Raw genomic sequence first — 12975 nt, 5'->3', positions numbered from 1 at the left:
ACTAAAATGTAAGATTACATTTCTGAATATTGGCGCTTTTTATTAGGGGGAGTATCAATGAAAAAAACTACATCTACACTATTAAGCATGGCGCTTGTCTTTTCTAGTTTTGGAGCTTTAAGTGCTCATGCTGAATCACTACAAAAGGAGAAGCAATTTAGTCCACAATTAAAAACAACGATTGAACAGTGGGGAGAACATAAAATCGCTCAAAATGTTGAAACGAAAACAACAAAAGAAATATCAGTAATTGTAGAATTACAACATGCACCTCTCGCTGCTCAAAGTAATATTCAGCATGCTCCAGATTTACAAAATAGTAATGCACAGTCTTATCATGCTGAGCTCAAAAAAGCACAAGAAGATACGACTAAGAAAATAAAAGAAAAAGCACCTGGTGCAAAAATTAAAGAAGTGTATAATACGTTATTTTCCGGATTCTCTATTTCAATTCCTGGAGATCAAATTACCTCTCTTGCCTCTTTACCTGAAGTAAAAGCAGTCTATCCGAACTTAACATATAAATTGCATGAAACATCAAAAAGTGCTATTAACGAAGAAGCACCAAATATCGGTGGACCGACAATTGGTGCAACTGAAGCGTGGAATTTAAAAGATCCATTTGGCAAACCGCTTGATGGAAAAGACATGAAAGTAGCCATTATCGACTCTGGCGTAGACTATACACACCCTGACCTAAAGGCAAATTATATCGGTGGATATGACACGGTTGATGAAGATAACGATCCAATGGATGGTAACGTACATGGTACTCATGTAGCTGGAATTATTGCGGGTAACGGAAAAATTAAAGGCGTTGCTCCAAACGCTTCTATTCTAGCCTATCGTGTAATGAATGACGGTGGAACTGGTACAACAGATGATATTATCCAAGGAATTGAGCGAGCAATTCAAGATGGTGCGGATGTGTTAAACCTCTCCCTTGGGCAGGATTTAAATGTACCTGATCAGCCTGTAACATTAACGTTAGAACGAGCAGCGAAACTTGGTGTTACTGCTGTCGTTTCAAATGGAAATGACAGACCAAAACCTTGGTCTGTTGATGCTCCCGGTAACGCAAGTAGTGTCATTTCTGTTGGAGCATCTACGGTTTCTATCCCGTTTCCAACATTCCAAGTAACTGGTTCCAGCAAAACATATCAAGGATTACCATTATCAAAATCCGATTTTCCAATAGGAAATGATTCTCCTCTTGTATATGTTGGTTATGGCAATCCAAGTGATTATGCAAAACAAGATGTGAAAGGGAAATTCGTACTTATTTTACAAGGTACTTCTAGTACATTAGTAAAAGCAGGACAAGCGAAGCAAGCTGGTGCACTTGGTGTGTTATTAATCTCTAGCGAAAAAGAAATTAATATGATGCCGGAATATTTTTCACGTGAACATCTAGCTGTCCCAGTAATGCAATTATCAAATACAAATGGGGAAGAATTAAAAACTTTAATTACAAAACGAAAGAAAAATATAAAAATTGGACAACCAAAGCAAACAGAACTTATCGGTAACTTTAGTTCAAGAGGACCATCACAAGGAAGTTGGCTAATAAAGCCTGATGTTGTTGCACCTGGAGTACAAATTACTAGTACAGTACCGCGAGGCGGCTATGAATCGCATAACGGAACAAGTATGGCTGCTCCGCAAGTAGCTGGAGCGGTTGCCCTCTTGCGTCAAATGCATCCTGATTGGACGACAGAACAATTGAAAGCGGCTCTTGCCAACAATGCCAAAACATTACATGATGTCAATGAAAATGCATACCCTGTTATGGCACAAGGATCTGGTTTAATTAACATTCCGAAAGCAGCTCAAACAAATGTATTAGTAAAACCTAACAATGTCAGCTTCGGTCTTATTAAGCCCAATAGAGGAAAAGTAAAACTGACGCAAAATGTTACATTACAAAACCTTTCTAGTAAAAAGAAAAGTTTTTCAACTCGTGTGGAATTACTAGATGCAAACACAAAAGTAAGAGCTTCTGTCCCTTCATCGATTAGCATACAAACAAATAGTAGTACCGAAAAACCATTTACTATCAATGTAGATAGCTCACTACCACAAGGTGTGTATACTGGAAATGTATATGTAAAAGAACAAGGGGCAAAAGAAGAAATTCGAATTCCATTCACATTTAGTATCGATCCTAAAGATTATAAACGTATCGATGGACTTGAAATTATTAATTCTACTTTTAGCCCAAATGGCGACCACGTACTAGATGATAATCTCATCAACTACTATTTAGTTGCGCCTGTGGATGATGTCACATTGCATGCAAATTTAGTTACGAAAGAACGTGTAACGTATCAAGGGATTATCCATCAAGCTAAAAATGCAACTCCTGGATACAAACCTTTCAAATGGAATGGTACAAAAGCCGATGGCACTCCTTTAGCTGACGGGCTATATCAAATCGAAGCAGTTGCTTCTAATTCTGGCGGAGAAACAAAACAAACAGCTGCTGTATTTCTTGATCGAACTGCACCTAAGTTAACATACGAAGTTGACCAAGAAAATCTCGTAATTAAAGGAAAAGTTGATGATATTCTACTAGATTGGATGTCAGAATTTGGTTGGATAGCACCTGGTATTCCAGTGAGAATGCAATATGAAATTAATGGAAATGGTGTATGGGACCAGGCATTCCTGAACCCTTGGGAGAAAAGCTATGACATTTATTTCGATCGTACTCAATTACAAGAAGGAAAAAATACTATTCACATTGTAGCAACTGATGCAGCTGGCAATACCTCTAATTTAACTGTTAATTTAGAAGTGAAATAAAGTGAAACTTTAATCAGTGGAGATTTCGTTCATCCCCACTGATTATTAGCCTTCACCAATCGGGAGTTACGGACAGTTAATCTCCCCTCTCACTTCTTTACTCCAACCGAATTTTGAGGTAGGAATTTTACTGCTCATTAACACGGGATAAAAAATTTTTGTTGACAATTTTTTTAATATAGTTTTATAATACAAAACATAGTTTAGTTGAACGAATTATATATCGGCTTTGAAGGAATACTAGTAGCGACTTATATCACTGTCTCAGAGAACTGATGGTTGGTGCGAATCAGTACATATACAAGCGTGAATTACAATTCTGGAGCTTCTTTCCCGTAATGCTTTTTATGCATGAAGAGAAAGACGGATCTTTCCGTTATCGTAAAGTGAGTGGTAAACAATTAGTTGTTTACAAATAGGGTGGTACCGCGATTTTTATCGTCCCTATCGGATTTTCCGATAGGGACTTTTTTGCGTCCATCCTCTTACACAATTTCATATATACGCGTTGAAAGAATCGCAGTAGTATCTTATATCCCTGTTACAGAGAGCTAATGGTCGGTGGAAATTAGCACATATATAAGTATGAATTACAATTCTGGAGCTTCTTTTTCGTAGTGCTTTTATGCATGAAGGAAAAGACGGAATTTTTCCGTTATCATTAATTGAGATGTAAGTATATTTTCACTTACAAATAGGGTGGTACCGCGATTCTTTCGCCCCTATCGGACTTTCCGATAGGGGCTTTTTCTATTTCTCACAGAAACAGATGTTAAATAATTCCGAATCTTATGATAAAATTTTATAAGCGCTTACAAAAATGAAAGGAGGTGATACAAGCTATACGAAATCGATATTCAATTTTATTGAAAAAAAGGAGGATGTCTAAATGACAAAGAAAACAGAAATTCCATCACATTTAAAACCATTCGTATCCACACAACATTATGACCAATACACACCGGTGAATCACGCTGTGTGGCGTTATATTATGAGACAAAATCATAGCTTCTTAAAAGACGTTGCTCATCCAGCCTATGTGAACGGACTACAATCATCTGGTATTAATATAGATTCAATTCCAAAAGTAGAAGAAATGAATGAGTGTTTGGCACCAAGTGGCTGGGGTGCTGTAACGATTGACGGACTTATTCCCGGCGTAGCATTCTTCGATTTCCAAGGACACGGATTACTACCAATCGCAACAGATATTCGGAAAGTAGAAAATATCGAGTACACACCAGCGCCAGATATCGTACACGAAGCCGCAGGACACGCACCGATTTTACTTGATCCTACATATGCAAAATATGTGAAACGTTTTGGGCAAATTGGTGCAAAAGCTTTCTCTACAAAAGAAGAACATGATGCATTTGAAGCTGTTCGTACATTAACGATAGTAAAAGAAAGCCCTACTTCTACTCCTGATGAAGTTAAGGCTGCTGAAAATGCTGTAATTGAAAAACAAAACTTAGTTTCTGGTTTATCAGAAGCTGAACAAATTTCACGTCTTTTCTGGTGGACAGTAGAATATGGATTGATTGGAAATATAGATGATCCAAAAATATATGGTGCTGGTCTCCTTTCTTCTGTTGGCGAAAGCAAACATTGCTTAACAGACGCTGTAGAAAAAGTTCCATTTTCTATCGAAGCATGTACAGGGACAACTTATGACGTAACAAAAATGCAACCACAACTATTCGTTTGCAAGTCCTTTGAAGAATTAACAGATGCGCTTGAAACATTTTCTAAAACAATGGCCTTTAAAACAGGTGGAAAAGAAGGTTTAGAAAAAGCAATTCGCTCTGAGAACTATGCAACAGCTGAGCTAAATAGCGGATTACAAATTACAGGTACATTTAGCGAGACAATTGAAAACGATGCAGGTGAATTAATTTACATGCGAACAAATTCGCCAACGGCATTAGCACTTCATAATAAACAGTTAGCGAATCATTCTACTTCTGTACACAGTGACGGATTTGGAACACCAATTGGATTACTCACTGAAAATATTGCATTAGAAAATTGTACAGACGAACAACTACAATCATTAGGAATTACAATTGGAACTATCGCTGAGTTTACTTTTGCAAGTGGTATTCATGTAAAAGGAACAGTAACAGATATTGTAAAAAACGATAAGAAAATTGCTCTTATTTCCTTTATCGATTGCACAGTTACTTATAACGCCCGCGTTTTATTTGATGCTTCATGGGGCGCATTTGATATGGCTGTTGGCTCACAAATCACTTCAGTATTCCCAGGTGCCGCAGATGCAGCAGCATTTTTCCCAATGGATGAAGAAGTTCAAGAAATTCCTGCTCCACTTGTACTGAATGAACTTGAACGTATGTATCAAACAGTTCGAGATATTCGAAGTGAGGGGATTTTACACGAAGCGCATATCGATCAATTAGTAGCAATTCAAGAAGTATTAAATAAATTTTATGCGAAAGAATGGTTGCTGCGCCTTGAAGTATTAGAGTTACTTTTAGAGCATAACAAAGGGCATGAAACATCTGCAGCATTACTACATCAACTTTCTACTTTCACAACTGACGAAGCTGTAACACGCCTTATTAACAATGGTCTTGCGTTACTTCCAGTAAAGGATGTGAAAAATGATGCTAAGATTAACTGAAGAAGAAGTTCACGAGGAATTATTGAAGGTAGATAAATGGATGGTAAAAGATGAGAAATGGATTGAACGAAAATATATGTTTTCCGACTACTTAAAAGGAGTCGAATTTGTCTCTGAAGCCGCCAAACTATCAGAAGAACATAATCACCATCCATTTATCCTTATCCAGTATAAAGCAGTTATTATTACTTTGTCATCTTGGAATGCAAAAGGTTTAACGAAACTAGATTTTGAGCTTGCAAAACAATTTGATGAACTATTTTTACAAAACGAAAACGCAATTATAAGAAACTAAAAAAGAGAAGCCTTTTTAGGCTTCTCCTTTTATTTTGAAATGGATACAATGTCCAAATGGATCCTCGACTTGTAATATTCCATCTTTGTACGTAGCAATCTTGCCAATATTTTTTAAGCTTTCACATACTTGCTCTTTTTGTTTTTCATCCGCTAGTACAATTGTGAAATATTTTAAACCAACAGAACCTGGCATTTGCGGTGGTACCCCTTCACCTTGCCACGTATTTAAACCGATATGGTGATGATAACCACCTGCTGATACGAACAACGCTCCATTACGAGCTGGGATCGTTACTTCAAAACCAAGACCATCAACATAGAAACGTTTCGCTTCCTCTAAATCAGCTACATGGAAATGAATATGCCCCATCACAGTACCAGCTGGAAATCCATTCCATGTACTTCCTTGCTGTAATAATTCTTCACCAGCTAACGGGTTACTAACAAATGGGAGTTCTCCATTCTCATCACGCCAAACTTCTTTTTGTCGATCATGATAAATTTCAATCCCGTTTCCATCTGGATCAGCTAAATAAAGAGCTTCACTAAAGTAATGATCGGCTCCGCCATGTAGTGGATATACCATCTCTACAAGATGACGAAGAACATTCGCTAAATCCTGCCTACTTGGTAATAAAATTGCGTAATGATATAACCCTGTTCTTGCTCTTTGTTTCGGAAAAGCTTCTTTCTTTTCTTCAATGATAAGAAGTGGTTCATCATTTTCATTCCCAAATGTAACGACTGCTTCTTCTTCTTTTAGCACCTTCATACTTAGTACTTCCGTATAAAACTCTAGTGATTTCTTTACATTAGATACGTATAAATGAACAACATCAAGTGTTGTATCGGGATGAAGTTGAAAACTCATCTTGTTAGCCCCCCCATTTAAATTAGTTCTTCTTTGACATTTTTTCTTTTAAGAAATTATCTACAAAACCATCAGCTTTTGCAACAAATAAATATGCACCCATTGCTAATAATGCAAGTTCTAATTCGAAACCAGGATTTTTTCCATCTCCCAATAAACCAGCTGACCATTTCACTTTTACGATTGCTCCAACCATAACAAGCGCAAATAATAATCCAATATATCTTACACCTAAACCTAGAATTAATAATAGGCCTCCAACTAATTCAAATGTTGCTACACCGTATGCAAGTCCTCCTGGTAAACCAATGCTTGTAAACCACCCTGCAATATTGTCAATTCCTGATTGGAATTTTGTTAAACCGTGCATGAAGAATGTTACCCCTAACACGATACGAATAATTAAGTTACCAATATGTTGATTCATTTCTTTCTCTCCTTTATAGTTTTCTTGTACAAAACTTTTATTTACATCACAAAACATACACTAATTTTTTTTATTCGTCAATTCATTTTCACTGGGAAAAAATATATTTTTTTTGCTATGATACAAATAGTTGTTTACAAAAAGGAGCTTGATTTTATGAATATTGGTTCTGCAATACGTGAAATTCGTCAACGTAGGGGCATAACAATCGCACAAATTTGTGAGGGAACAGGTCTTTCTAAAGGATTTATGAGTCAGGTTGAAAATAATAAAACATCACCATCTATCTCAACTTTAGAAACGATCTCCAATTTTTTAAACGTTCCCCTTCCCTATTTATTGTTAGAGCAAAAAGATCGATTAAAAATTGTCAAAAAAGAAGAACGGAAATACAGTGTATACGGCAAAGATGAGCAAAGAATTGAACATGTTGCGGAGCAAGGGGGCCTTCGCCTATCTTTAGTAGAAATCCCTACTGGATTCCCGAAAGAAAATTCACCAAATGCCCATGAAGGGGAAGAATGTCACCTTGTATTACGCGGAAAATTAGAAGTTCAGCACGGTGAAGATATTGCAATTGTAGAAGAAGGTGATTCTTTCTCATGGAATGCATGCGTTCCTCATATTGTTCGTAATATAGGAGAAGAAACTGCATTATTACTCATCTCTAGTTATGCAGAAAATCGAAAACGTGTTTACTAAATAATAAAAAAGAAGCCTGTTAAACAGGCTTCTTTTTTATCCCCTTATAATTCCATAACTTGTCCCAACTAGTACAGTCTTTTCATGCTGATTGCGATAAACTGACTCGATTGAAACTTTTTTATAGCCTTCCATTTGCTCAACATTTGTTAAAGTTAGTTCACAAGTGATCGTATCTCCTGTGAAAACTGGTCTAATAAACTCACTTACTAATTCTCTTGCTATGTAATGTAACTCTTCTCCCACTTTCGTCCCAATGCTAGCAGTCAATAAACCATGAACCATTAATCTTCCATTTTCATCGTATTCCACATGGTGTCTACCTTTATCACCGGTAATATTTGCAAATTCAAAAACTTCTTCCTCAGTAAATCTTCTTTCATATTTAAATACATCCCCAGCTTTTACACTCATTTTTATCCCCCTAATAATAAACAGAATTTTCTTTTATTTTATCATAAAACGAGCCTCAATCCATTCTCTATTATCAAAAGTCTCAAAATTACCTCGCTATACTTTTTTACTTTCCATTCATTTATCGGTGACCATCTCTTTTTGCGACTTGATATCCATAATACGCACATGTTCCATTTCTCGATAGCTCTCTAACTTCAAATCCACAGCTTCTATAAAAATCAAAATTGTTCGCTGATGTATGCGCAAACCAATCACCGTGGGGAAGTTTTTGCAGGCAAAGAGCTACAAGCTTCTTACCTAATCCCTTCCCTCTATATTCACACTTCACAACTAAATTTACTATGTTCGCAATCATAATTCCATCAGAAATGACTCTAACCATCGCAATCATCTCTTCCTCATCCCAAATTGTGAAAGCCCATGTTGAATTTTCAAATGCTATCGTAAATTTTTCAATTTGCCAAGAAGGGATATTATCATTACTCCAACCAGCATCTTCAAACAAAGCTTTAATTGCATATGCTGGTACGCTACTCGTTCCCTCACGAATAATAAGTCCATTATGATAAATGTACATGTAACCCCTCCCTTTATTTTCATATACCATTCTTCAAAAAATGCAATTTACCTTTAAAAAAGTAATTTTTTCATCCAACACGCTTAATAGAATAAACTAGAACATCGATTCCATGAAATGACGTTGTTTTCTCATAGCTGAGCCCAGTTTTTCTAGCAACAAATATTGAGGCGGGATGATTCGGATTAATAAGAGAAATTAATTTATTCATTCGTAATGCTTGGAAACCATAGTCACGAAATGCTGCCGCCGCTTCTTTTGCATACCCTTTTCCCCAATACTGAGGAAGTAACCAATAACCAATTTCAATTTCCTCTTTTCCATCTATCTTCTGCTTTACCAGCCCTGCATGACCAATTCTTGTTCCCGTTTCCTTTTCAATCAATACAAATAAACCGAGACCGTTTTTATAGCTAGGAATCACCCATTCCTCCAGACTTTTTTTACACTGCATATATGTTTTTAACGTCCCATTTCCAATATAACGCATTACCTTCTCGTTCCCCCACAGTGAAACGTAGAACTGTAAATCATCCATTGTATATTTGCGAATTTGTAAACGTTCTGTATGAAACATGCTGGCACTCCTTTCCACTAATTTATTCTTCATTTCACGATCATGTTTTGTATGTATACGGTATGTTACTATTTATTATAAAGTGAAACTTTAATCAGTGGGGAATTTTGTTCACCCCACTGATTATTAGCCTTTACCAATCGGACGTTTACGGGCAGTGGATCTCCCGTCTAACTTCTTTGCTTTAACTGAATTTTTAGGCAAGAGTCTTACTGCCTGGAAAATAGCGGGATAAATGAACCAACGATAAAATACACAATATTCATTCCAAATAACTAAAAAAAGCAGTAGACAAATATTGTCCACTGCATCCATATCATAACTAGCATAAAGAAAACTACAATTGAGGGGGGTGTAGGATTTTCAAATATACTAGATACTTATCCCGTTCTAACGGGCGGTAAACTTTCCAATTGTTTCAAGTGAAAAGTTTACCGCTCATAAGAACTTCCTTCGTTCATTAAGATAGTATTGCTAAATAATCATATACACGCTTAGATTTCTCTCCACCCATTCGTGCATGTTGAAGAAGAGAAATACCATGAGGGCCAGATGCGCGCAATGCTTCTGGTTGAGCTACTAAAATAGCTTGTACAACTTCTAATTCACCAAGCATAGCTGCTGCAAAAATATCCATCCGAGCACCCTTTTCTAGTAAATAAAGAGCAATATCTTTACGACCTACATGTGCCGATGCGCCTAACGCACTTTCCCAATCTGATCCACCCCAATTATAAGAAGCGTGAAGTAAGCTTGGTGATTCAACCAATAGCTCTTGTACTTTCTCTAAATCCCCGTGAGCTGCCATAACAAATTCTCTTACTAATTCAGTGGTAATACGCTCTTCTGTTTGCATCGCTCTTCTCCCCTTTTAGAAATTCGTTTCGGTGTAAAAAAAGGCTTGTCACTTCCCTGAAAAATATCTACATCTATGCCAAATACATGTTGAAACATTTCATGGCATAGTACTTCTTCTGGTATACCATCATACTGAATCTTTCCTCGCTTTAATACAAGTAAACGATCACTATATTGAGCAGCTTGGTTAATGTCATGTAAAACCATTATAATTGTCATTCCAAACTCCTCATTTAATCGTTTCACAAGTTCCATTACTTCCAACTGGTGAACGATATCTAAAAAGGTTGTTGGTTCATCCAATAATAAGACATTTGTACGTTGCGCTAGCGTCATCGCAATCCAAGCACGTTGCCGTTCCCCTCCTGATAAAGAATGTAAAAGACGATATTCATACCCTTCAAGATTTGTAACAGACAATGCCCAATCAACAATTTCTTCATCTTCTTTATTTAAGCGGCTACTCCATGATTTATGTGGACCTCTTCCGAACTCAATTAGTTCTTTCACTGTTAAGTCTAATTGATGATCATGCATTTGTGGTAACATTGCTAATTGCTTCGCTACATCAGCACTCTTCATCATATGAATATTTTTCCCATCTAAAATGATGTCCCCTTCGCTTTGTTTCAGTAGCCTTGCTATTAAACGAAGCAAAGTAGATTTTCCCGATCCATTCGGACCAATTAAACTAACGATTTCTCCAACCTTAATATGTACATTCATATTTTGCATTTGAAATCTTTCAGAGTGTGCGTAAAACACTTTGTTAACGGAAATCACTTTGTTTTCCTCCTCTATGAATTAAATATAAGAAGAACGGACCACCTAAGAAGGACAGTAAAATACCAACAGGCAATTCGATTGGGTCAAACCAACTTCGAGCTATTGCATCCGCAAAAACAAGTAATACCCCGCCGCCAAGGCATGATAAAGGTAGCAAATATCTATAATCATTTCCAACTAATAAACGTAGCATATGTGGTACGACAAGACCGACAAATCCAATAAGACCAGACACACTTACTGCAATTCCAGCTAATAATGTACTTACTACGATTAAATAAAACCGACTTTTTTCCACATTATGTCCTAATAACTTTGCCATTTCATCTCCAAGCATTAACACTCGAATATGCTTAATACCAAAGAAAGCTAATATAATGGCGAATATTGCATAATAAATAATCATGTTTAAATGTGCCCAACTTACACCACCAATACCGCCCGCTAACCACGGTAACACCGATTGTACTTTGTCACTATGTAATAACATTAATGCTGACGTTGCTGCACCAATTAATGCATTGATCGACACCCCTACTAAGACGATTCTTGAAGGTGGTGCCCCTTTTTGCCATGATAAAGCATAAATAACCATCGCTGTTATGAAAGCTCCTAAAAACGCCCCTAGTGGTAAAAAAGCTAGATGCTGTGGGAATAAAATCATGATGACAATTGCTACAAAGCCTGCTCCAGATGAAACTCCGATAATACCAGGATCTGCAAGAGGGTTTCTCATAACCCCTTGTAGCAGTGTACCAGATGCAGCTAAACATGTTCCTACTATAAACCCAATAAGCACTCTCGGTATGCGAAGATCCCATACAATTCGATGAACTGTCGAACCTTCCTCTTGTATACCTGTTAAAATATCTCGTATAGAAAAGGATAAACTTCCTGCGAAAAGACCGTACAAGAGACCTAGGATTGTTAATATAACTAAAGTAATTGCTATTATCCATCTTTTTTTCGCAAAAGGATGTTCCTTTTCTCTTACTACTTCACTACTTTCCATACGTATCATTTCCTTACATCTTGTATACTTTTATACATAAAGTCCATTGCTTCTGTAACTTTTGTACCAGGATTAGATCCAAATAAATCAGGTGGCAAAATAACTACGCGGTTTTGTTTTACTGCCTCTAAATTTTTCCACGCTTCATTTTTCATCATTTCGCCTTCGAATGCTTTCTTCACACTTTTTGGATCTCCGTGTGTAATTAAATAAATCACATCTGGATTCGCCTCAATAATACGTTCTACACTTAGCTGTGCATATTGCGGATATTCTTTCGTTTCTGGAAAATCAGAAGCAATATTTTTTCCGCCTGTTTTTTCTAAAATATCACCTGATAAAGATGTTGGTAATGCCGCTAAATAAGTACCTGGTGCGCCATACACTAGCAATGCTTTCACATCGCTCTTTTTCTCATATTTCTTCATTTGATCATTCATTTTTTGATTAATTTCTTTTGCTTTATCTTCTTTCTTCATTACCGTTCCATATAATTCAATATTCTTTTGAATATCTTGTACAGAATTCGCAGAAGAAATGATAACTTGCGTTCCTTGTCCTTCAACCGTTGGCACATTCTTTTGGAATCCATTGTTAGCAACAAGTACATCGGGCTTTAAACTAGCAATTTGCTCAAAATTCGGTTGATGTGCATTCCCAATTACTTGTGCTTTCTTTAACTCCTCTGGAAGAGTTAATTTCGTATCCGGGCGACCTACTATTTTTCCACCTAAAGCATGAATAATATCCATGTCCCCCATACTTAATGTTGCAAAACTTTCTGGCACTTTATCGAATGTTACCTTTCTTCCTGATAGGTCGGTAATTTCGATTTTCTCTTTTCCTTTTTCTGTTTTGGTTGCAGACGCTTTTTCGTCCCCTTTGGCACTGCAACCTATTAACAAGAAAAAAATAGATAAAATCGCTGTAAATAGCGTAATAGATTTTTTCATTCCTTCACCTCTAATTGATAATGATAATCATTAACTACTATTCTACTTT

The 12975-nt window shown here is 36.6% G+C and carries 13 protein-coding genes and 2 other annotated features; of the genes, 4 read left to right on the top strand and 9 right to left on the bottom strand.

The features are described from left to right. Positions 1-57 precede the first annotated feature (57 nt). The 3 genes from MR136_RS01970 to MR136_RS01960 all read left to right on the top strand — a co-directional run bounded on the left by MR136_RS01970 (position 58) and on the right by MR136_RS01960 (position 5744). Positions 58-2805, top strand: a complete 2748-nt coding sequence (locus tag MR136_RS01970; RefSeq protein WP_242259249.1) for a S8 family peptidase — start codon at positions 58-60, stop codon at positions 2803-2805. Between the two features lie 220 nt (positions 2806-3025). Next, positions 3026-3254, top strand: a binding site (T-box leader). Positions 3255-3304: 50 nt separating this feature from the next. After that, positions 3305-3532 (top strand) — a binding site (T-box leader). A gap of 162 nt (positions 3533-3694) precedes the next feature. Then, positions 3695-5449: an aromatic amino acid hydroxylase gene (locus MR136_RS01965; RefSeq protein ID WP_000163213.1), complete on the top strand. Its 1755-nt coding sequence runs from the start codon at positions 3695-3697 to the stop codon at positions 5447-5449. Further along, the gene (locus MR136_RS01960; RefSeq protein WP_048656880.1) at positions 5430-5744 is read left to right on the top strand and encodes a 4a-hydroxytetrahydrobiopterin dehydratase; all 315 of its coding nucleotides are present in this window, start codon (positions 5430-5432) and stop codon (positions 5742-5744) included. Before MR136_RS01965 ends, MR136_RS01960 begins: the two co-directional genes overlap by 20 nt. 15 nt (positions 5745-5759) lie before the next feature. On the opposite strand, the gene MR136_RS01955 is transcribed toward MR136_RS01960, so the two are convergent. Together MR136_RS01955 and MR136_RS01950 are read right to left on the bottom strand one after the other, a co-directional pair. Next, complete coding sequence (locus MR136_RS01955) at positions 5760-6617, bottom strand: VOC family protein (protein ID WP_000009833.1); 858 nt, start codon at positions 6615-6617, stop codon at positions 5760-5762. Positions 6618-6639: 22 nt separating this feature from the next. Continuing rightward, a complete protein-coding gene (locus MR136_RS01950) occupies positions 6640-7044 on the bottom strand; it encodes a DoxX family protein (RefSeq protein WP_001071553.1) in 405 nt (134 codons plus the stop codon). Positions 7045-7200: 156 nt separating this feature from the next. Between MR136_RS01950 and MR136_RS01945 the strand changes: the two genes are divergently transcribed. Next, the gene (locus MR136_RS01945; RefSeq protein ID WP_001020693.1) at positions 7201-7746 is read left to right on the top strand and encodes a helix-turn-helix domain-containing protein; all 546 of its coding nucleotides are present in this window, start codon (positions 7201-7203) and stop codon (positions 7744-7746) included. 36 nt (positions 7747-7782) lie between these two features. Here MR136_RS01945 and MR136_RS01940 read toward each other — a convergent pair whose 3' ends face one another. The 7 genes from MR136_RS01940 to MR136_RS01910 form a co-directional block, all read right to left on the bottom strand. After that, positions 7783-8160 (bottom strand): hotdog family protein, encoded by a 378-nt coding sequence (locus MR136_RS01940; RefSeq protein ID WP_000111564.1) that lies wholly within the window; start codon positions 8158-8160, stop codon positions 7783-7785. 121 nt (positions 8161-8281) lie between these two features. Further along, positions 8282-8740, bottom strand: coding sequence for a GNAT family N-acetyltransferase (locus MR136_RS01935; RefSeq protein ID WP_000276126.1), 459 nt, complete (start codon positions 8738-8740; stop codon positions 8282-8284). A gap of 70 nt (positions 8741-8810) precedes the next feature. Then, positions 8811-9350, bottom strand: a complete 540-nt coding sequence (locus tag MR136_RS01930; RefSeq protein WP_128809284.1) for a GNAT family N-acetyltransferase — start codon at positions 9348-9350, stop codon at positions 8811-8813. 427 nt (positions 9351-9777) lie between these two features. After that, on the bottom strand, positions 9778-10173 hold the full coding sequence (locus MR136_RS01925; protein ID WP_001192766.1) for an ankyrin repeat domain-containing protein: 396 nt from the start codon (positions 10171-10173) through the stop codon (positions 9778-9780). Beyond that, a complete protein-coding gene (locus MR136_RS01920; RefSeq protein ID WP_000626552.1) occupies positions 10140-10958 on the bottom strand; it encodes an ABC transporter ATP-binding protein in 819 nt (272 codons plus the stop codon). The genes MR136_RS01925 and MR136_RS01920 overlap by 34 nt, the downstream gene beginning before the upstream one ends. Beyond that, the gene (locus MR136_RS01915) at positions 10945-11973 is read right to left on the bottom strand and encodes a FecCD family ABC transporter permease (RefSeq protein WP_002179893.1); all 1029 of its coding nucleotides are present in this window, start codon (positions 11971-11973) and stop codon (positions 10945-10947) included. Before MR136_RS01915 ends, MR136_RS01920 begins: the two co-directional genes overlap by 14 nt. Positions 11974-11978: 5 nt before the next feature. After that, the gene (locus tag MR136_RS01910; RefSeq protein ID WP_000748457.1) at positions 11979-12926 is read right to left on the bottom strand and encodes an ABC transporter substrate-binding protein; all 948 of its coding nucleotides are present in this window, start codon (positions 12924-12926) and stop codon (positions 11979-11981) included. Positions 12927-12975 lie beyond the last annotated feature (49 nt).

Source organism: Bacillus cereus group sp. BfR-BA-01311, assembly GCF_022664295.1.
GTDB classification, from domain to species: Bacteria; Bacillota; Bacilli; order Bacillales; family Bacillaceae_G; genus Bacillus_A; species Bacillus_A cereus.
The sequence above is the reverse complement of the archived record's forward strand: the minus strand, read 5'-3'. Positions and strand labels throughout refer to the sequence as shown.

Excerpts from the sequence above, each read along its gene's own strand:
- MR136_RS01940 (WP_000111564.1), bottom strand. The coding sequence starts at position 8,160 with ATGAGTGTAAAAGCTGGGGATGTATTTAAATATGAAAGAAGATTTACT.
- MR136_RS01935 (WP_000276126.1), bottom strand. The coding sequence starts at position 8,740 with ATGTACATTTATCATAATGGACTTATTATTCGTGAGGGAACGAGTAGC.
- MR136_RS01910 (WP_000748457.1), bottom strand. The coding sequence starts at position 12,926 with ATGAAAAAATCTATTACGCTATTTACAGCGATTTTATCTATTTTTTTC.
- MR136_RS01930 (WP_128809284.1), bottom strand. The coding sequence starts at position 9,350 with ATGAAGAATAAATTAGTGGAAAGGAGTGCCAGCATGTTTCATACAGAA.
- MR136_RS01960 (WP_048656880.1), top strand. The coding sequence starts at position 5,430 with ATGATGCTAAGATTAACTGAAGAAGAAGTTCACGAGGAATTATTGAAG.
- MR136_RS01925 (WP_001192766.1), bottom strand. The coding sequence starts at position 10,173 with ATGCAAACAGAAGAGCGTATTACCACTGAATTAGTAAGAGAATTTGTT.
- MR136_RS01970 (WP_242259249.1), top strand. The coding sequence starts at position 58 with ATGAAAAAAACTACATCTACACTATTAAGCATGGCGCTTGTCTTTTCT.
- MR136_RS01915 (WP_002179893.1), bottom strand. The coding sequence starts at position 11,973 with ATGGAAAGTAGTGAAGTAGTAAGAGAAAAGGAACATCCTTTTGCGAAA.
- MR136_RS01945 (WP_001020693.1), top strand. The coding sequence starts at position 7,201 with ATGAATATTGGTTCTGCAATACGTGAAATTCGTCAACGTAGGGGCATA.
- MR136_RS01955 (WP_000009833.1), bottom strand. The coding sequence starts at position 6,617 with ATGAGTTTTCAACTTCATCCCGATACAACACTTGATGTTGTTCATTTA.
- MR136_RS01950 (WP_001071553.1), bottom strand. The coding sequence starts at position 7,044 with ATGAATCAACATATTGGTAACTTAATTATTCGTATCGTGTTAGGGGTA.
- MR136_RS01965 (WP_000163213.1), top strand. The coding sequence starts at position 3,695 with ATGACAAAGAAAACAGAAATTCCATCACATTTAAAACCATTCGTATCC.